The sequence below is a fragment of the Pseudomonas sp. TE9122 genome (genome assembly GCF_056278925.1).
Genome location: NZ_JBWBQI010000001.1, coordinates 4,981,369 through 5,001,251 on the forward strand (window position 1 = coordinate 4,981,369; position 19,883 = coordinate 5,001,251).

General features: G+C 60.2%; 18 protein-coding genes and 1 riboswitch. Of the genes, 10 read left to right on the plus strand and 8 right to left on the minus strand.

Translation table 11 applies throughout. The features are described from left to right. The first annotated feature begins 185 nt into the window (after positions 1-185). The gene (locus tag ACZ9BE_RS22490; RefSeq protein WP_016772774.1) at positions 186-1,451 is read left to right on the plus strand and encodes a cation:proton antiporter; all 1,266 of its coding nucleotides are present in this window, start codon (positions 186-188) and stop codon (positions 1,449-1,451) included. Here the strand turns inward: ACZ9BE_RS22490 and ACZ9BE_RS22495 are convergent, their stop codons facing one another. Next, positions 1,452-2,339, minus strand: coding sequence for a formate/nitrite transporter family protein (locus ACZ9BE_RS22495; RefSeq protein ID WP_056786455.1), 888 nt, complete (start codon positions 2,337-2,339; stop codon positions 1,452-1,454). 192 nt (positions 2,340-2,531) lie between these two features. Further along, positions 2,532-2,939, minus strand: coding sequence for an acyl-CoA thioesterase (locus tag ACZ9BE_RS22500; RefSeq protein ID WP_071173389.1), 408 nt, complete (start codon positions 2,937-2,939; stop codon positions 2,532-2,534). Positions 2,940-3,137: 198 nt separating this feature from the next. Beyond that, positions 3,138-3,236, plus strand: a riboswitch (S-adenosyl-L-homocysteine riboswitch). A 23-nt stretch (positions 3,237-3,259) separates the two neighbouring features. Here ACZ9BE_RS22500 and ahcY point away from each other — a divergent pair. The 5 genes from ahcY (at position 3,260) to ACZ9BE_RS22525 (ending at position 9,814) form a co-directional block, all read left to right on the plus strand. Further along, positions 3,260-4,669, plus strand: coding sequence for an adenosylhomocysteinase (ahcY, locus tag ACZ9BE_RS22505; protein ID WP_016772771.1), 1,410 nt, complete (start codon positions 3,260-3,262; stop codon positions 4,667-4,669). 159 nt (positions 4,670-4,828) lie between these two features. Continuing rightward, entirely contained in the window at positions 4,829-5,674 is an 846-nt protein-coding gene (gene metF, locus ACZ9BE_RS22510; RefSeq protein ID WP_056786871.1) for a methylenetetrahydrofolate reductase [NAD(P)H], read from the plus strand. Between the two features lie 73 nt (positions 5,675-5,747). Continuing rightward, positions 5,748-6,830, plus strand: a complete 1,083-nt coding sequence (locus ACZ9BE_RS22515; RefSeq protein WP_056786451.1) for a hypothetical protein — start codon at positions 5,748-5,750, stop codon at positions 6,828-6,830. A gap of 87 nt (positions 6,831-6,917) precedes the next feature. Beyond that, the gene (locus ACZ9BE_RS22520; RefSeq protein WP_252868412.1) at positions 6,918-7,730 is read left to right on the plus strand and encodes a substrate-binding periplasmic protein; all 813 of its coding nucleotides are present in this window, start codon (positions 6,918-6,920) and stop codon (positions 7,728-7,730) included. A gap of 221 nt (positions 7,731-7,951) precedes the next feature. Further along, complete coding sequence (locus ACZ9BE_RS22525) at positions 7,952-9,814, plus strand: RNA helicase RhlE2 (protein ID WP_423663475.1); 1,863 nt, start codon at positions 7,952-7,954, stop codon at positions 9,812-9,814. 248 nt (positions 9,815-10,062) lie between these two features. Here ACZ9BE_RS22525 and ACZ9BE_RS22530 read toward each other — a convergent pair whose 3' ends face one another. Both ACZ9BE_RS22530 and ACZ9BE_RS22535 read right to left on the minus strand, forming a co-directional pair. Further along, positions 10,063-10,641: a YceI family protein gene (locus ACZ9BE_RS22530; RefSeq protein WP_039757580.1), complete on the minus strand. Its 579-nt coding sequence runs from the start codon at positions 10,639-10,641 to the stop codon at positions 10,063-10,065. Between the two features lie 31 nt (positions 10,642-10,672). Continuing rightward, positions 10,673-11,224, minus strand: coding sequence for a cytochrome b (locus ACZ9BE_RS22535; protein WP_041476792.1), 552 nt, complete (start codon positions 11,222-11,224; stop codon positions 10,673-10,675). Positions 11,225-11,524: 300 nt separating this feature from the next. Between ACZ9BE_RS22535 and llpB the strand changes: the two genes are divergently transcribed. Continuing rightward, on the plus strand, positions 11,525-12,022 hold the full coding sequence (llpB, locus tag ACZ9BE_RS22540; protein WP_353188107.1) for a lectin-like bacteriocin LlpB: 498 nt from the start codon (positions 11,525-11,527) through the stop codon (positions 12,020-12,022). A 346-nt stretch (positions 12,023-12,368) separates the two neighbouring features. Here llpB and ACZ9BE_RS22545 read toward each other — a convergent pair whose 3' ends face one another. Next, a complete protein-coding gene (locus ACZ9BE_RS22545) occupies positions 12,369-14,174 on the minus strand; it encodes a flavin monoamine oxidase family protein (protein ID WP_476249955.1) in 1,806 nt (601 codons plus the stop codon). Between the two features lie 222 nt (positions 14,175-14,396). On the opposite strand from ACZ9BE_RS22545, the gene ACZ9BE_RS22550 reads away from it, so the two are divergent. Beyond that, positions 14,397-15,803 carry an adenosylmethionine--8-amino-7-oxononanoate transaminase gene (locus ACZ9BE_RS22550; RefSeq protein ID WP_056786442.1) on the plus strand — a complete coding sequence of 469 codons (1,407 nt, stop codon included), beginning with the start codon at positions 14,397-14,399 and terminating at the stop codon, positions 15,801-15,803. Positions 15,804-15,947: 144 nt separating this feature from the next. After that, a complete protein-coding gene (locus ACZ9BE_RS22555; protein WP_056786439.1) occupies positions 15,948-16,667 on the plus strand; it encodes a 16S rRNA (uracil(1498)-N(3))-methyltransferase in 720 nt (239 codons plus the stop codon). A gap of 175 nt (positions 16,668-16,842) precedes the next feature. On the opposite strand, the gene trhA is transcribed toward ACZ9BE_RS22555, so the two are convergent. After that, a complete protein-coding gene (gene trhA, locus ACZ9BE_RS22560; protein ID WP_039757573.1) occupies positions 16,843-17,460 on the minus strand; it encodes a PAQR family membrane homeostasis protein TrhA in 618 nt (205 codons plus the stop codon). Between the two features lie 141 nt (positions 17,461-17,601). Between trhA and ACZ9BE_RS22565 the strand changes: the two genes are divergently transcribed. After that, a complete protein-coding gene (locus ACZ9BE_RS22565; RefSeq protein WP_056786436.1) occupies positions 17,602-18,522 on the plus strand; it encodes a LysR family transcriptional regulator in 921 nt (306 codons plus the stop codon). A gap of 198 nt (positions 18,523-18,720) precedes the next feature. On the opposite strand, the gene madM is transcribed toward ACZ9BE_RS22565, so the two are convergent. Both madM and madL read right to left on the minus strand, forming a co-directional pair. Continuing rightward, complete coding sequence (gene madM, locus ACZ9BE_RS22570) at positions 18,721-19,485, minus strand: malonate transporter subunit MadM (RefSeq protein WP_041476796.1); 765 nt, start codon at positions 19,483-19,485, stop codon at positions 18,721-18,723. 5 nt (positions 19,486-19,490) lie between these two features. Beyond that, positions 19,491-19,883, minus strand: coding sequence for a malonate transporter subunit MadL (gene madL / locus ACZ9BE_RS22575; protein WP_016772756.1), 393 nt, complete (start codon positions 19,881-19,883; stop codon positions 19,491-19,493).

A 19,883-nucleotide genomic window follows, 5' to 3' on the forward strand; every position in this document is an offset into this window, starting at 1 on the left:
GATGCACCTCGCCAGACACCTCGGTCAGCCCCCTCTCCCTCTCCCTCGGGAGAGGGCTGGGGTGAGGGGGTTGTTGTTGAGCATGACGCGCCATTCGAATGTGCCCTCAGCCAACCCCGCCCCATCAAACCCCTGCGTCCAACCTCCGGTCGCGCTCCATTCACCCCTCATCCAAAGGACCCCGGATGCTTGAACTTGTCGCCGCTTTCATCTGCCTCACCACCCTCCTGACCTTCGTCAATTTCCGCTTTATCGGCCTGCCGCCGACCATCGGCGTGATGGTTACCGCCCTGCTGTTCTCATTGCTCCTGCAAGGCCTCAGCGTCCTCGGCTTTCCCGGCCTCGAAGATCGCGTGCAGCAACTGATCGGACAGATCGATTTCGGCGATCTGCTGATGAACTGGATGCTCTCGTTCCTGCTTTTCGCCGGCGCCCTGCACGTCAACTTGAATGACTTGCGCAGCTACCGCTGGCCGATCGGCCTGCTGGCGACCTTCGGCGTGTTGATCGCCACCGTGGTGATCGGCAGCCTGGCCTTCTACATTTTTGCCCTGTTCGGCTGGCACGTTAGTTTCCTCTACTGCCTGTTGTTCGGCGCGCTGATCTCACCGACCGACCCGATTGCGGTACTCGGCGTGTTGCGTACCGCCAACGCTTCGAAGCCACTGAAAACCACCATCGTCGGCGAATCGCTGTTCAACGACGGCACGGCGGTGGTGGTCTTCACCGTGCTGCTGGGCATCGCGCAACTGGGCGAAACCCCGACCGTCAGCGCCACGGCCATGCTCTTCGTCCATGAGGCGATTGGTGGTGTGTTGTTCGGCGGACTGATTGGTTATCTGGTCTATCGGATGATCAAAAGCGTCGAGCAGCATCAGATCACCGTGATGCTGACCCTGGCCCTGGTGATCGGTGGCTCGGCGATGTCCACCGAGTTGCACGTCTCGGCGCCGATTGCGATGGTGGTGGCCGGTCTGATCATCGGTAACCTCGGGCGCAATCTGGCAATGAACGACATGACCCGCCGTTATCTGGACGGTTTCTGGGAGTTGCTCGATGACATGCTCAACGCTTTGCTATTCGCGCTGATCGGCATGGAGTTGTTGCTGCTGCCGTTCAACTGGCTGCACATGGCCGCCGCAGGTCTGCTGGCGGTGGCGATTCTGTTGTCGCGCCTGCTTACCGTGGCGCCGGCGATCCTGCTGCTGCGGCGCTGGCGCTCAGTGCCGGCCGGCACGATCCGCATCCTCACTTGGGGCGGTTTGCGCGGCGGTGTTTCGGTGGCACTGGCGCTGGCCCTGCCGCTGGGCCCGGAGCGCGATCTGCTGCTGAGCATCACCTACATCGTCGTGCTGTCGTCGATCCTGCTGCAGGGCCTGACCATCGGCAAACTGGTCAAGCACGCGACGCGCAACGAGCCGGCGAGCGTGCCTGAGCCAGCCCACCACTGATCATTTCTTGATCGACTGCGGATCGGGCTTAACAGCCTGATCCGCAGGCTCCTTCGGCGCACCGCTTTCGCTGCGAATCTGCGCATGGCTGATCAGCGCGAAGATAAAGCTGCCGCCGATGATATTTCCCGCCAGCGTCGGCGCGGCGAACACCGCCCAGAAATCACTCCACGGCAACTCGCCGGCAAACACCAGATAGGACACTTCCGCCGATCCGACGACGATATGGGTGAAGTCGCCCAGCGCCATGAAGTAGGTGATGAGGATGATGATCCACATCTTCGCGCTCTCCATGGAGGGGATCATCCAGACCATGGTGGCGATCATCCAGCCGGAGACGATGCCCTTGGCGAACATCTGACTGGCGCTGTGCTCCATGACCTTGCGGCCGATCTCGAGGAAGGCGACGTCGGTCTTGCTGTCGAAAATCGGCAGTTCCAGCATCACGTAGGCGACCAGAATCGTCCCGCAGAGGTTGCCGACCAGTACCACTGTCCACAGACGGATCAGTCGCAGAAAATTCTTCAGCGTCGGCTTGGTCATCACCGGCAGCACGGCGGTCAAGGTGTTCTCGGTGAACAGCTGCTGGCGGGCAAGGATCACCGCGAGGAAACCGGCGCAGTAGCCGAAACTGGCGATCACCTTGAATTCGTCGCCGTCGGGCAGGCGCGAATTGAGCAGGCCCATGCCCATCAGGGACAGGCCCATGGTCAATCCTGCCGCCAGCGCAGACCACCACAGCGCGGCAATGCTGCGCTCCAGTTCCTGGTCGCCCTGGGTGCGGATGATTTCATGCAGAACGGCCGCGCGCGGCGGCTGGCTCTTCTCGACTTCGTGCTGCTCCTTGGCCGAGAGGTCGGGGGTCTTTTCGCTGGTGGGGGTGGTCATGGCGTGGCAACCGGTGGGGGGCGATGTAGCTACGACCGTTGCGCTTGGGAATACGTTCTGTAGGCGCGGCGCAAATCTCTGGATGCACGCCAATCCAGGGTAGGAGCTGCCGAAGGCTGCGATCTTTTGATTTTGATTTTCAGAAACAAGATCAAAAGATCGCAGCCTTCGGCAGCTCCTACAGGGCTCGCATTACTCGCTGACGGCTTCGTCATCCTTGAACTGGTCTTTCACGTATTTGATCTCGGTCCGCCCGTGCGGCGCCGGCAGGCCGTCTTCGCCGAGATTGACGAACACCATTTTCTCGACGGTGAGGATGCTCTTGCGGGTGATTTTGTTGCGCACTTCGCAGGTCAGGGTGATCGAGGTGCGGCCGAATTCGGTGGCGGTGATGCCCAGTTCGATGATGTCGCCCTGGCGCGAGGCGCTGACGAAGTTGATTTCCGAGATGTACTTGGTCACCACGCGCTGGTTGCCCAATTGCACGATGGCGTAAATCGCCGCTTCTTCATCGATCCAGCGCAGCAGGCTGCCGCCGAACAGGGTGCCGTTGGGGTTGAGGTCTTCGGGTTTAACCCATTTGCGGGTGTGGAAATTCATGTTCACTCCTGAGCGCTTGCCGAAAGATGCGCCCATCTTGGCAGACTGCTCAGTCAGGCTCCAGGCGGCTGCGACTATGGTCGCCATTGGCGATCTTCATCTGGCCGACAGAAACCCTTTGGAAGATCAGCCCGGGCGGCTATAATCGCCCCCGTTTCAAAAAACGGTAACGTTCATTGGCTACCGTTTTCCCGCCACCTGTCCGAGGGGCGCTGCAGCAGGTTCGACCTGTCAGGCTCGGATGGGGCGTTGACCGGCTCACGCCGGACACTAAACGCACAACGGCGCCCATTCGCATACATTACGAATGGAGGCTCTTCATGAGCGCTGTCAACACGCCTGCCGATTTTACCGATTACAAAGTTGCCGACATGTCCCTGGCTGCCTGGGGCCGTCGCGAAACCATCATCGCCGAATCGGAAATGCCTGCCCTGATGGGTCTGCGCCGCAAATACGCTGCCGAACAGCCGCTCAAGGGCGCGAAAATCCTCGGCTGCATCCACATGACCATTCAGACTGCCGTGCTGATCGAAACCCTGGTTGCCCTGGGTGCCGAAGTGCGCTGGTCGTCCTGCAACATTTTCTCCACTCAGGATCAGGCCGCTGCCGCTATCGCTGCCGCCGGTATCCCGGTGTTCGCCTGGAAAGGCGAGACTGAAGAAGAGTACGAGTGGTGCCTGGAGCAGACCATCCTCAAGGATGGCCAGCCATGGGACGCCAACATGATCCTCGACGACGGCGGCGACCTGACCGAGCTGCTGCACAAGAAATACCCGCAAGTGCTGGATCGCGTTCACGGCGTGACCGAAGAAACCACCACTGGCGTACACCGTCTGCTGGACATGCTGGCCAAGGGCGAGCTGAAGATCCCGGCGATCAACGTCAACGACTCGGTGACCAAGTCCAAGAACGACAACAAGTACGGCTGCCGTCACAGCCTGAACGATGCGATCAAGCGCGGCACCGACCACCTGCTGTCCGGCAAGCAAGCGCTGGTCATCGGTTACGGTGACGTGGGCAAGGGTTCGGCTCAGTCGCTGCGTCAGGAAGGCATGATCGTTAAAGTCTCCGAAGTTGACCCGATCTGCGCCATGCAAGCCTGCATGGACGGTTTCGAACTGGTGTCGCCATTCATCGACGGTATCAACGACGGTTCCGAAGCAAGCATCGACAAAGCGCTGCTGGGCAAGATCGACCTGATCGTGACCACCACCGGTAACGTCAATGTTTGCGACGCGAACATGCTCAAAGCGCTGAAGAAGCGCGCCGTGGTCTGCAACATCGGTCACTTCGACAACGAAATCGACACCGCTTTCATGCGCAAGAACTGGGCATGGGAAGAAGTGAAGCCACAGGTGCACAAGGTTCACCGCACCGGTGCCGGCAGCTTCGATCCACAGAACGACGATTACCTGATCCTGCTGGCCGAAGGCCGTCTGGTGAACCTGGGCAACGCCACCGGTCACCCGAGCCGCATCATGGACGGTTCGTTCGCCAACCAGGTACTGGCACAGATCTTCCTGTTCGGTCAGAAATACGCCGACCTGTCGCCAGCGCAGAAAGCCGAGCGTCTGACCGTTGAAGTGCTGCCGAAGAAACTCGACGAAGAAGTGGCCCTGGAAATGGTTCGCGGCTTCGGCGGCGTGGTCACCCAACTGACCAAGCAACAGGCTGACTACATCGGCGTCACCGTCGAAGGCCCGTTCAAGCCGCACGCCTACCGTTACTAACAGGCGCTGAATGCTCGCTCTCCCTGTGGGAGCGAGCTTGCTCGCGAAGGCGGCTTATCATTCAACATCCGTGTTGTCTGACCTTGCGCTTTCGCGAGCAGGCTCGCTACCACACCGGATTGCAGCGCCTCGAAGGTACTTGTTTCCAAGGGTATGACCATGTCCCAAGACCGTCGCTACAGCTTCGAGTTTTTCCCGACCAAGACCGATGCCGGGCAAGAAAAGCTGCTCGCCACTGCCCGCCAGTTGGCCACCTACAATCCTGATTTCTTTTCCTGCACCTACGGCGCTGGCGGTTCGACCCGTGATCGCACGCTCAACACCGTGTTGCAGCTGGAAAGCGAAGTCAAAGTACCCGCCGCACCGCACCTGTCGTGCGTCGGTGACAGCAAGGACGACCTGCGCGGCCTGCTGAACGAATACAAGGCTGCCGGCATCAAGCGCATCGTTGCCCTGCGTGGCGACCTGCCGTCCGGCATGGGCATGACCAGCGGTGAGCTGCGTCACGCCAATGAGCTGGTGGAATTCATTCGTGAAGAAACCGCCGATCATTTCCATATCGAAGTCGCGGCTTACCCGGAGATGCATCCGCAAGCACGCAACTACGAAGACGATCTCGCCAACTTCGTGCGCAAGGCGAAGGCCGGTGCCGACAGCGCGATCACCCAGTACTTCTTCAACGCCGACAGCTACTTCTACTTCGTCGACCGTTTGCAGGCGCTGGGCGTGGATCTGCCGATCGTGCCGGGGATCATGCCGATCACCAACTACAGCAAACTCGCGCGCTTCTCCGATGCCTGCGGTGCGGAAATCCCGCGCTGGATCCGCAAGCAACTGGAAGCCTACGGCGATGACACGCGAAGCATTCAAAGCTTTGGCGAACAAGTCGTCAGCGAAATGTGCGAACGCCTGCTGCAGGGCGGCGCACCGGGGCTGCACTTCTACTCGATGAACCAGGCCGAACCTAGCCTGGCCATCTGGAACAACCTCAAGCTGCCGCGCTGAAGGTTTTCCATGCGATAAAAAAGGCCCTCACCGGGCCTTTTCACTGAAAAGCACAAATGGAATATTGTCGTCGATGATCTGCGCGCAAACAAAAACACGCCCTCAACTGGTCTATCTGGTTTTCGGTGCCGAGACTTACCATCAGGAAGCTGTTTTCAGCATCGCCAGTGCTCTGGCGTGGTTGCGCGAGACACCGGATGCCCCGATCGATATCCAGGTCTTCAGCGACAATCCGCAACCCTATGCACATCTCCCCGTACGCGTTCGCCCGCTGGACGCCGAAACGCGCCAGAAATGGAGCGAGCCCCACGGTTATCATTTCCGCATCAAACATGTCGCTTTGCGCTCGGTACTTGAAGAGCATGAAACGGCGCTGTTGATCGACACCGACACGTTCTTCCACTGCTCGCCGCTCAAACTGTTCGAGCGGGTGCAGCCCGGCACCCTGCTGTGCAACGACTACTACGCCCGCTATGGCGACAACAAGATGAGCCTGCTCTACCGCACGCTGTCGGCCACACTGCTGGACAAAGGTCTGACTGACGATCACATGCGCCTGCTCAACTCCGGCGTCATCGGCTTGCACCGCCAGGACGCTCACGTGCTCGACCGCTCCATCGCTTTGATCGATGAGCTGTTCCCGTCGGCACAGGGCGCCTACACCCTCGAAGAGTTCTGCCTGTCAGTGGCCGCCTACCGCACGCTGGACGTCAACAAGTGCCCGGATCTGATTCACCATTACTGGAGCCGCAAGCACCTCTTCAGGGCCAAGGTTCAGGCCTGGGTCGCCAAACATGGCGACAACCCGACCGGCGAGGCTGCACTGGACGACACCCGACGTGTATCACCGCAACTGCCTCGACCACCGCGACTGCAGCGGATGTTCTACAAGCTCGTCACGTTGCTGCTGCCGGCACATCTGCGTCAGTTCATTCGCGAAATCCTTTACGGCTGCTATGAACATCCCAACGAGTTCGATCAGGCGTGTGCAGCGGTCTGGTGGGACAAGGCACTGGAAAACCAGCAGCAACGCATCGGCAAGCCGGTTTGCAGGCACTTGCTCAGGGACTGGTTCAGTCGCGGCCTGGTCAAGCGGATCCTTGGTTCGCGTCACGCGAAGGTCCACCAACACCTGCTGAAAACCGCAAGCAAATAAGGCCATCGCGGCCATTGCGCCCGGGGTCTGCGCGAAACATGCATGCCAGAGCTTCTCATCAGGCGTTTCGCGTACTAACCTCAGGCCATGCCCCTTATTGCCCAACTGCTGAGCGTTATTCTTCTGACTTGCCTGAGCGTCGCCGCTCGGGGGGAGAAGTTGCGTATTGTCACCGAGCCGTGGGCGCCTTACGTCTACGAACAGGGTGGTAAAAACCTCGGTCTTGACTACGAAACCACCGCCATCGTGTTCCAGCGCCTGGGCATTGAAGTGGAATGGCAGTTCCTGCCGTGGAAGCGCTGCCTGTCGATGCTCGAGACCGGTCAAGCCGACGGTGCGCTGGACATCTTTCACAGCGCCGAACGCGACGCCACTCTGCTCTACCCCAGCGAACCGCTGTCCGACGTCGAATTCGTGATGTTCTACGCCAACGAGCGGCCGCATCCATTCAACACCCTCGAACAACTCAAAGGCCTGACCATCGGCACCTCGCCGGGTTATCTGTACAGCCCTGACTTCAGCCAGTCGGACCTGTTTACCCGTGAGCCGGCGCCAACTCATGAAGCCAATTTCGGCAAACTGGTGCGCGGGCGGATCGACCTGCTGATCACCGATCGCCGCGTCGGTCAGCATTTGCTCGATGAGCTGAATATTCGCGATCTGATCACGGAAAACCCGACGGTTATCAGCCGTCAGAGCCAGTTTCTTGCAGTTCGGCGCAATGCCGGCATGGATTTGCTGGTGCAGCGTTTCGGTGCCGAGCTCAAGCGTTTCAAGCGCGAACCGGCCTACGCCGAGCTCAGCGCGCGCTACGGTGCCGCGCCTGTCGATAGCGCATCACTGCGCTCGGCCACGGCCAGCGGCGAAACCGTTGAGCAGCAGGAAAGCAGCGCGCAGTGATTGCTCTGTTATACTCCGGCGTTCCCGCCAGGCTCACGCCCGGACGCCCGGAACCGTAACAGGCCTCTCGACCCGCTACAGCGCAGCTTCCAGCCCGCGCGAGCGCTCCTGACGTGCCTTCGGAACCGCCGCTGGACCGGACGGGATTGCGTCCTCTTAAACGTGATTCGCGCCAGGCAAGACTCCCATTGGGCCAAGCCCTAACTAAAACAGGATTACTCATGTCCTTTGCTTCCCTCGGTCTCTCCGAGGCTTTAGTCCGTGCCATCGAAGATGCGGGCTATACCGAGCCTACTCCGGTGCAACAGCGGGCCATTCCCGCCGTGTTGCAAGGTCGCGACCTGATGGTGGCGGCTCAGACAGGTACCGGTAAAACCGGCGGCTTCGCCCTCCCGATTCTGGAGCGGTTGTTCCCCAACGGTCACCCGGACAAATCCCAGCGTCACGGCCCGCGCCAACCTCGCGTGCTGGTCCTGACCCCGACCCGCGAACTCGCGGCCCAGGTGCACGAGAGCTTCAAGATCTACGCCCGTGACCTGAAATTCGTCAGCGCCTGCATCTTCGGCGGCGTCGGCATGAACCCGCAGGTCCAGGCCATGTCCCGTGGCGTCGACGTTCTCGTCGCCTGCCCGGGTCGCTTGCTCGACCTCGCCGGCCAGGGCAGCGTCGATCTGTCCCACGTGGAAATTCTCGTTCTCGACGAAGCCGACCGCATGCTCGACATGGGTTTTGTCCACGACGTGAAGAAAGTCCTCGCGCGTCTGCCGGCCAAGCGTCAGAACCTGCTGTTCTCGGCGACCTTCTCCAAAGACATCACCGACCTCGCCGGCAAGCTGCTGCACAACCCGGAACGCATCGAAGTCACGCCGCCAAACACCACGGTCGAGCGCATCGAACAACGCGTGTTCCGCCTGCCGGCCAGCCACAAGCGTGCGCTGCTGGCGCACCTGATCACCGCCGGCGCGTGGGAACAGGTGCTGGTCTTCACCCGCACCAAGCACGGCGCCAACCGTCTCGCTGAATACCTGGACAAACACGGCCTGCCGGCTGTGGCGATCCACGGTAACAAGAGCCAGAACGCGCGCACCAAAGCCCTGGCCGACTTCAAGGCCGGCGAAGTACGCATTCTGGTTGCCACCGACATCGCTGCCCGTGGCCTGGACATCGATCAGTTGCCGCATGTGGTCAACTTCGAGCTGCCGAACGTCGATGAAGACTATGTGCACCGTATCGGCCGTACCGGCCGCGCCGGTCGTTCGGGCGAGGCGATCTCGCTGGTCGCGCCGGACGAAGAAAAACTGCTGAAAAGCATCGAGCGCATGACCAAGCAGAAGATTGCCGACGGCGATCTGATGGGCTTCGACTCCAGCACCATCGAAGCCGAGAAGCCGGAAGCCCGCGAGCGTCCGGACATCCGCAACCCGCGCAATTCCCGTGGCCCGCGTGGCGACGGTCCGAATGGCGGCGGCGGTGGTGGTGGTCGCAAGGACAAAGGCAAAGACAAGGGCAAGGAAAAACCGGCCGGTGAACGTGGCGAGCGCCCTGCCCGTCAGCAGAAACCGCGCGAAGGCACCCCGAGCCGCGACCAGCGCCCGAGCCAGCCACCGCGTGCAGCGGCTGACCGTGCCCCGGACGAATTCCTCGACGACGATATCGATAACTTCGGTAACCGCGTCGACTACGTGCCGAAAGCCGCTCCTGCCGGTGGCCGTGGCCGTCGTCCGGGCGCACCGGCGCAAGGCGCTGGCGCACCACGCGGTGGTCAGCCACAGGGTCGCCAGAACGGTCCGCGCAACAGCAACGGTTCGAGCACCGGCACGCCACCGGCCAAACGCAGCGGCCCGCGCAATGGCGCTCCGCGTGACGGTCAGGGTCGTCGCGACGAATCCGCGCCGCGCAATCGCCGCCCGGCCCGTGACGATCAGCCTCGCAGCGAACCGGCCGTGCAGAATCCGCGCAGCAACGGTCCGAAGATCATGCACAAGGAATCGAAAGCCGACCGCTTCCCGACGCCTGAGCAACTCGATCAACTGCCAAGCCGCCCGCGTGGCGAGAAACCAGCACTGCTGACCCGCAATCGCTGAGTTTTAACCCGCCATGAAAATGCCCCGACTCGAAAGAGCCGGGGCATTTTTTTACCTCGATTATCTCTGCCATACCGCAATACCCCTGTGGGAGCGAGCCTGCTCGCGAAGGCGGCGGGTCAGCTGAATCTTTGCCGATTGACACACCGCTTTCGCGAGCAGGCTCGCTCCCACAAGGAATAGCGTGTTATGACAAAAAAAACGCCCCCGACCTTTCGACCGGGGGCGTTTTCATGTGGCGGCGAAAGTTATTTCGCTTTCACACCTTCAAACGAAACATACAGCTCGACCGCGTCGGACTTAGGACCGAGGTCTTTCTGCTTGCCGAAATCGGAACGCTTGATGGTGGTGGTGCCTTCGAAGCCGGCACGGTAGCCGCCCCATGGATCCTTGCCTTCGCCCAGGAAGGTCGCCTTGACGACAACCGGCTTGGTTACGCCCAGCAGAGTCAGGTCGCCGGTCACGTCAGCGGTGTTGGCACCGGTGGACTTGACGCTGGTGGATACGAAAGTAGCCTTGCCGAACTTGCTGGCGTTGAGGAAGTCAGCGCTGGCGATGTGCTTGTCGCGCTCGGCGTGGTTGGTGAACACGCTGGCAGTGTTGACGTTGAACTCGATCTTGCTGTCTTCAGGCTTGGCAGCGTCGAAGCTGAACTTGCCGTCGATGTCCTTGAAGGTACCGGTGATGTAGCTGTAGCCCAGGTGGCTGATCTTGAAGTCGACGAAGGCGTGTTGGCCTTCCTTGTCTACTACATAGTCAGCAGCCATTACGTTGGCGGACAGCACGGCCGAACCGATTGCCAGAGCGGCCAGAGTCTTTTTCAACATGCTTTCTTTTCCTTTGAGTCGAGGTTGAATTTCAGGCTTTGCGACCGAGCATTCGGGTGAGGGTCGCATCACGATCGATAAAGTGGTGCTTCAATGCTGCCAACGCATGGAGACCGGAAAAAATTACCAGTGCCCACGCCAGCCACAGATGAATCACCCCAGCGGTATCTGCCTGATCCGGTAGTCCGGAGAGCAGAGCAGGTACTTCAAACAGGCCAAACACCGGGATCCCGACACCGTCTGCGGTGGAAATCAGGTAACCGGCAATCATCACAGCGAACAGCGCCAGATACAGAAACCCGTGGCCGAATTTAGCGCCGATACGGGTCATGCGGCTGTAGCTTTGCAGCGTTGGCGGCGGCGGGCTGATGAAGCGCCACAGCACCCGCAACACCATCACACCAAGCAGCACCAGACCGATGCTCTTGTGCAGATCCGGCGCGTCTTTGCGCCAGGTACTGTAGTAATCCAGCCCAACCATCCACAGACCCAGCGCAAACAGCCCGAAGACCGCCAGCGCCACGCCCCAGTGCATGAAGATGCTGACCCAACCATAGCGCGAAGAAGAGTTACGTAGCTGCATTGCCCAAATCCTGTGAGAACTGCGAACCAAGACTAGCGAGTTATCTATCGAATTAAAGCGGAAAATTTTGCTTTGAAATATCGATAAATACGATCAAGAGTCTGCGAGCGAGGTGTTAAGGAAGGATTAAAGGCGATTCCTGCGTGGAGCGCTTGTACAGATGACGGGGGCTGCATTGACCATCGTCATCTATGCACACGCAGACGGCGAAACTCGACCCTGATAACTATGTACCGCTGATGCGCAATTCAAACCTGCTCGAATGATGCTTCTTTTCATTATTCAAACAGGCACGAAAACATGGCTCTGCGATATACGCCCTTTCAAGCAAGTGGTTCTTCTGTACTGCCGCCCAATCAAACGATGTCTGCGGGCCAATTCCTGCAATCCGACAACGGTCGATTTCGTCTGATGCTGCAAAGCGACGGGAACCTCGTGCTCAAGGACGGTGAGGCGATCATCTGGATCGCCGACGCCAATCAACCTTACAGCGCAACTTTGCACCCGAAGAAGATGCGCGAGCCGCTGCAGTTTGTGATCAGCAACAGCGGCTTTCTTTATGACCCCTCCAGGCGACGATTATGGATCGCGGAAAGCACGCACAGCACCGACAAGTCGCTTTGGTACAACACATACATGACTGTGCAGGACGATGGAAACCTGGTGATTTACGACCAGCGCACGGGCAGTCTGCGCTGGGCGCGTTTCGGTTTCATTCCCGGGCGCCTGCGCAAACCCAAGCAAAAGTGGCTGAGGAAACTGCCGAACGGGACAGAATTCTTCAAGTGGGAGTTTTGACTGACCAGCCATTCATGGCCGATCAGTTATGAAGTACTGCCGGCGGTTGCAGGCATTCGGCACTGTAGGGGTCTATGTGGCACTTGTGCGCCAGTTCAGAACCATAGCCGCCGGGGAAAAATTGCCCGTTGCTACATCCGGAAAGTGCAATCAAAACCAGTATCGCGATAAGCGTTTTCATAGCATGCCTCCAATTTTTTCCAGCATAAAATTGGCGCGCTGGCAGCCGCTATCACCTCATTCCGAGCATCTTGTGGGAAGGCTCCGGTACGCCGGTAAGTCCCGTAACCGGATGACGAAGGACTGAAACGCAGGGTAAAAAAAACGCGACCCGAGGGCCGCGTTTTCATGTGAACAAAGCCTTACTGCGCCTTGGTCTCTCGGTCGTTGCAGCAGGCTTGGCCGCTGGCTTCTTCGCCGGTTCAGCCTTCTTCGCCGGTTCAGCCTTCTTCGCCGCCGGTTTGGCCGCCGGCTTTTTCGTTTCGGTTTTTGCCGCCGGTTTCTTCGCCGCTGGCTTGGCCGCTGCTTTTTTCGCCGGCTCGGCTTTTACCGGGGCCGCTGGCTTCGGTGCTTCCACCGGCGCTGGCGCAGGTGCCGGGGTCGGTGCAGGCGCTGGAGCGGCCGGAGCAGGTGCTGGCTCTGGCGCTTTCACAGGCTCTGGCTTCTTCTCGTCATCCGAACCGCCGAACAGGTTGCTGAAGAAGTTGCCCTTCTTCGCCGCTACCGCACCCGCCGCGCCTGCCGCAGCTGCAGCCGGAACCACTTTGGCCGGTTCGAACGACTTGCCTGCCGCCAGATCTTCAACCTGGCTAGCCGCGCGCTGGCCGGTGCGCAGTGCGCCTTCCAGAGTGCCCGGGTACAAGGTGTCGGTGTGTTCACCGGCAAACGCTACGCGTTGCAGCGGACGTTCCCACAGGCGCCAGAACTTGCTGATCTGCCCCGGGCCGTAAGCCAGGTAGGCGCCGCCCATCGACGGATCGGTGCTGTAGCGACGGATTTCATAACCGGTGAACGAGCCACGGGCCTGTGGGTAAAACGCGTGCAGACGGATCAGCACCTGATCGACCATCTGCTTGTCGCCGAACGCCTGCATCACACGGGCGTTATCGCCGGACAGGTTGATCACCACGTTGGCGCCGCCCTTCAGTGCCGGTTCGATCCAGAGCATGCCCAGACCGGTATTGCTGTAGATCTCGCCGGACATGCGCGATTTGCTTTCCCACACTGGCGTCTTGAACTTCAGCATGATCTGGTCGCGCCAGCCGTAGTTGGTGCCTTTGATCGCCGCCAGGTGCTGAGCATCCAGCGCAGGGGTCAGGGCGATCTTGTTCAGCGCGCGCAATGGCACCGCCAGCACAACGTAGTCGGCCTGATAGCCGACGCTGCCGACTTTGACGGTCACACCGTCCTTGTCCTGGATGATGGCCGAGACCGGCGAGCTGGTCTTGATGGTCTTGATCTGTTTGACGAAGGCCTGGGCCAGGACCTGGCTGCCGCCGACCAGACGCGAGGCGCGCAGGTCGCGGTCGGAAACGCCGCGATAGACGCGGTTCTGCTGAGCGAAATACAGCAGCGACAGACGCGAAGGTTCGTCGTAGTGGGTGCGAATGTCCTGGTTGATCAACTGACGCGCGGTGGCCGGCAGGTTCTGCTTGTCGAGCCAGCTCGATACGGTGATCTGGTCCAGTGCATGCAGGGTGGCGGTCGCCGCCGGGTTCTGCGGGTCGTCGATCGAGCGCGCCAGATCGTCGAGGGTTTTCTGGTAGCGCTTGAGCGCATCGGCGGTGGCTGGCTGTTTGGTGGCCAGATCAGCGGCGGAGAAATAATCGCCGTCGATCAGATAACCCGGCGTACGCACGAATTCCGGCGCCGGCGTGGTGCCGAGCTTGAAGGTCGACACGTATTTGTTCAGCACCGGCTGAGTCTTGTCGTTGCCGATCCACTCGCTGGTGGCCATGCCCGAGCGGCCGCCCAGGCTCGGTTTGGCTTCCAGCAGGGTGACCTGCCAGCCTTTGTTCTGCAGTTCGTAAGCAGCGGTCAGACCCGACAGGCCGCCGCCGATCACGATTGCGGTTTTATCCTTGGCCAGCGCCGTAACGCTGAACAGCCCCAACATCACCAGCGCACAGGCGCGCAGCCAACCGACAGACATTCAGCGAACTCCGGAAAAACATGTGGGAAAAGCAGTTTTGCGAGTCAGACGACTCAAAGAACCGCGAAGAATACGTTAGCCATCAAAACGCCGCCAGCGACGTCTATCGGCTCAGACAAAGTAGCTCAATCGACACAATGGGTTGTTCCCGCGCGATGCATTGCATAGGCTTGCGCGATTGTTCGCCCGCGCCTGACGCGAGCCGCCTCGAGGAGACTGTAAATGGGCCTGAATAACCAGTGGATGCAACGCGATCTCGCGGTGTTGTGGCATCCCTGCACCCAGATGAAAGACCACGAACAGCTGCCGCTGATCCCGATCAAGCGTGGCGAAGGCGTCTGGCTCGAAGACTTCGAAGGCAAGCGCTACCTCGACGCAGTCAGTTCCTGGTGGGTCAACGTGTTCGGCCACGCCAACCCGCGCATCAACCAGCGCATCAAGGATCAGGTCGATCAACTCGAACACGTGATCCTTGCCGGTTTCAGCCATCAGCCGGTGATCGAGCTGTCCGAGCGCCTGGTGAAGATGACCCCGCAAGGCCTGAACCGGGTGTTCTACGCCGATAACGGCTCGTCCTGCATCGAAGTCGCGCTGAAGATGAGCTTTCACTACTGGCTCAATCGCGGCCAACCGAACAAGAAGCGCTTCGTCACCCTGACCAACAGCTATCACGGCGAGACCATGGCGGCGATGGCGGTCGGCGATGTGCCGCTGTTCACCGAGACCTACAAAGCGCTGCTGATGGACACCATCAAAGTGCCGAGCCCGGATTGCTACGGCCGGCCCGACGGCATGAGCTGGGAAGAACACTCACGCAATATGTTCGCGGCCATGGAACAGACGCTGGCAGAGAATCATGACAGCGTCGCGGCAGTGATCGTCGAGCCGTTGATTCAGGGCGCGGGCGGCATGCGCATGTATCACCCGGTCTACCTCAAGCTGTTGCGCGAGGCCTGCGACCGTTACGGCGTGCACCTGATCCACGACGAAATCGCCGTCGGCTTCGGCCGCACCGGAACGATGTTCGCCTGCGAACAGGCCGGCATCCGCCCGGACTTCCTCTGCCTGTCGAAAGCCCTCACCGGCGGCTACCTGCCGCTGGCCGCGTGCCTGACCACCGACGAGGTCTACAGCGCCTTCTACGACGACTACCCGACCCTGCGCGCCTTCCTCCATTCGCACAGCTACACCGGCAACCCGCTGGCCTGCGCTGCGGCATTGGCGACCCTGGACATCTTCGAGCAGGACAACGTCATAGAGAACAACCAGGCCCTCGCTCAACGCATGGCCTCGGCGACCGCGCATCTGGTGGATCATCCGAATGTGTCGGAAGTGCGCCAGACCGGCATGGTCCTGGCCATCGAGATGGTCAAGGATAAAGCCACCAAAGAGGCCTACCCTTGGCAGGAGCGTCGCGGTTTGAAGGTCTTCCAACATGCGCTTGAACGTGGCGCGTTGTTGCGGCCACTGGGCAGCGTGGTGTATTTCCTGCCGCCGTATGTGATCACCCCGGAGCAGATCGACTTTCTGGCCGAAGTGGCCAGTGAAGGTATTGATATTGCTACGCGTGACAGCGTCAGTGTTGCGGTGCCGAAAGACTTCCATCCCGGCTTCCGCGATCCGGGCTGATCTATTTCACTTAAGCTTCAGCGGTGAACGGACTACCGTCATCGCTGGCAAGCCAGCTCCCACAGGTCCTGCGCAAGTCCTTGTGGGAGCTGGCTTGCCAGCGATAGGGCCGCCAGACTTTTACACTTTTTACAGAGACCCCGCATGAGACTGTCCCGCTTCTTTATCGACGCCCCGCTGAGCACTGGCGAACACGAACTGCCGGAGGCTCAGGCGCATTACATCAGCCGCGTCCTGCGCATGGCCGAAGGCGATGCGGTGCAGTTGTTCGACGGTTCCGGCCATGAGTTTCGCGGATCGCTCGTCGAAGTCGGCAAGAAGCGCGTGGTCGTGCAGATCGACGAGCAGTTCGCCGGACAAATCGAATCGCCGCTGCAGATCCACCTCGGCCAGGGCCTGTCCCGGGGCGAGCGCATGGACTGGGCGATTCAGAAAGCCACTGAACTCGGCGTGACGCAAATCACCCCGATCTTCAGCGAACGCTGCGAAGTGCGGCTCAAGGACGAACGCGCCGACAAGCGCTTGCTGCACTGGCGCCAAGTGGCGATCAGTGCCTGCGAACAGTGCGGGCGTTCACGGGTGCCGGTGATTCATCCACCAGTATTGCTGGCGGACTGGCTCAAGCAGACCGAAGCCGAATTGAAACTGGTGCTGCATCCGGTCGCAGAACCGCTGGTCAGCCATGCCAAACCGGCGACGCTGGCGTTTCTGATCGGACCGGAAGGTGGGTTGACGGATGGCGAAGTCGAGCAGGCCAAAGGCAATGGCTTCCACGCCGCCCGCCTCGGCCCGCGCGTGTTGCGCACCGAGACCGCGCCGGTGGTGGCGTTGGCGGTGGCCCAGCAACTGTGGGGTGACTTCTAAGGCCCCTTCGCGAGCAGGCTCGCTCCCACATTGGATCTAGGGTGTTCACAAAACCAGAGTTCACTGAAGATTTATTGTGGGAGCGAGCCTGCTCGCGAAAGCGGTGTTTCATTCAACGAAGGTGTTGGCTGACCTGACGCCTTCGCGAGCAGGCTCGCTCCCACAGGGATTGCATTTACAGGACGTAAAACAGAATCGCCACAAAGTGCAGCAGACTTCCCGCGATCACAAACAGATGCCAGATGCCATGGGCATGCCGCAGGCGGTGATCGAGGGCAAAAAAGATAATCCCCACCGTATACAAAACCCCGCCCGATGCCAGCCAGGCAAACCCCGCTGTGCCCAGTGCGGCAATCAGCGGTTTGACCGCGACCAGCACGATCCAGCCCATCACCGCGTAAATCACGATCGACAGAATCCGCGCCTCGGAACGCGGTTTGATCTCTTGCAGGATGCCGATCAGCGCCAGCCCCCAGACAATCCCGAACAGCGTCCAGCCCCACGGCCCGCGTAACGTCACCAGACAGAACGGCGTGTAGCTGCCGGCGATCAACAGGTAGATCGAGAAATGATCGACCTTCTTCATAATCGCTTTCTTGCGCCCGCGCACGCTGTGGTACACGGTCGAGGCGCTGTAGAGCACCAGCAAAGTGAAGGCGTAAATGGCTACGCTGACGATCTTCCACGGACTGCCGTCGAGGCTGGCAATCACCAGCATCCACACGCCGCCGATAAACGCGGCGATGGCCCCGACCAGATGGGTCCAGGCGTTGAGTTTTTCCCCGTGATACATGTATTGCTCACCTCACATTCGTTACCGCAGCTCGCAAGGCTCGGGCCTTGAGCGTAAAAGCGCAATGTTTCTGTTCAACCTCGCCTGCGCGGCCCGCGGGAATTGGGCACAATCGGCGCATTAAAAAAAAGAGTCCGCGCCATGCTGATCGACGAAGAATTGACCCTGAAAAAACTCGAGGTGTTCCTCGCCTTCATGCGCACCGGCAACCTCGCCCGCGCCGCCGCTGAACTGCAGACCAGCAACGTCAGCGTGCACCGCGCCATTCACTCTTTGGAAAATGCTCTGCGCTGCCCGCTGTTCAAACACGAAGGGCGCAACCTGACGCCGCTGGAAAGCGCTTATGTGCTGGAAGAACGTGCGCAGAAGCTGATCAACGACGTCGTCGACAGCGTGCGCCTGACCCGCGAAGCCGCCGGGTTCTCCGCCGAGCGCTTCAAGCTCGGCTCGCTGTATTCGCTGACGGTGAAAACCGTGCCGCAGCTGATCATGGGCCTGAAAATCCGCCGCAGCGAACTCAACATCGACCTGATCCTCGGCTCGAACATCGACCTGCTCTACAAGCTGAAAAACATGGAAGTCGACGCGATTCTGGTGTCGCTGGACGACAGCATCAACGACCCCGATTGCGAACAGATTGCGCTGTTCTCCGACGACATCTTCCTCGCCACCCCGGCGGATTCAAAATTCGCTCAGCGCAGTGAAGTCGATCTGGCGGAAGTGCGCGATGAAACCTTCATCACCCTGACCCAGGGCTTCGCCACGCATCAGGACGGTGTGCGGGTATTCAAGCAAGCAGGGTTCGAGCCGAAGGTGGCGATGCAGGTCAATGACATCTTCACCCTGCTGAGCATGGTCAGCTCAGGGGTGGGGTACGCCTTGTTGCCGGGGCGGATTGCGGCGGTGTACGAGAATCGGGTGAAGCTGATTCCGTTGCAGGAGAAGTACCGGTTGCAGCAGCACATTGGCGTGGTGTTTCTCAAGGCCAAGGAGCGTGATCCGAATCTGCTGGCGTTGCTGGCGGAGTGTCGGATGTATGCCAATCGGCAGGCTGGGGTTTAGATCAAGATCAAAATCAAGAGCTACCCCCTCACCCCAGCCCTCTCCCCCAAGGGGTAGAGGGGGAAAGGGAGCAGATCGGGGGCTTTTTCAGAACCTGAGTTCGACTTAGAAATTTCAGGTCGATGTATAACGCCAGAACAACTCGGTCAGTCCCCTCTCCCTCCGGGAGAGGGTTAGGGTGAGGGCAGCTTGAATTGACTAACCCATCAACCCGCGCATCGCCAGAAACAACAGCGAAGGCCCAAGCAGACACCCGAGCGCGGTGTAGAACGCCGCCGTCAGGCAACCGTACGGCACCAGCTTCGGATCGGTGGCCGCCAGGCCTCCGGCAACACCGCTGGAGGTGCCCATCAACCCACCGAAAATCACCGCGCTGCGCGGATTGTTCAGGCCGATCATCGGTGCCACGAACGGTGTCATCACCATCACCAGAATCGCCTTGATCAGCCCCGCCGCAATCGACAGCGCCATCACCTCGGAGCTGGCACCAATCGCCGCACCGGTCACCGGGCCAACGATATAAGTCACGGCACCGGCGCCAATGGTGGTCAGGCTCACCGCATCGGTGTAGCCGAACGCCATCGCCACGCCGACGCCGGCGACGAACGAGGTGCCAACGCCGACAAACAGCGCCAGCACACCGACGAATCCGGCGCGTTTGAGCTCATCGACACTCACGCCAAACGCCGTCGCCACAATCGCGAAATCCCGCAGCATCGCACCGCCGAGCAGGCCGATGCCGGACAGCAGGGGAATATCCACCACGCCCTTCTGCCCACCGGTCAGCGCGCCGCCGATATACGACAGCACCAGCCCGAGCAGAATGGCGATCGCCGAACCGTGCAGACGGCCCTTGGTGAAAGTGTTGGACATCCAGTAGGACACCCACATGGTCAGGCCGACAATCAAAAAGCCGCTGATCAAACCGTAGCCGGTGATCACTTTCATCATTGATTCGTACATGGCGATTACCCCGCAGTCTTGGCTGGAGCAATCGGCGTCTCTTGCTTGTTGCCCATGCGCGTCAGCACCGGCACCAGAGCAAAGGCGATCACTACGGCGAGGGTGCCGGCGAGAATCGCCATCGGCCCGCCCTTCAGCGCACCGTAGACATTCTGCTGTGCGGCCATGGCGACCACGATGGGGATGTAGATCGCGCTCCAGAACTCCACGCCCTGCTCGGTCTTGCCCTTGAGCCAGCCGCTCTTGTAGAGATAGCTGCCCAGGCCGATCAACAGCAGCATCGCAATACCGACACCGCCGACATTGGCCGGCACGCCGATCAGCTTGCCGAGCAATTCACCGACCCAGATACCGACCAGCGTGCAAAAGGCGAGAAATGCCACACCGTAAATAATCAT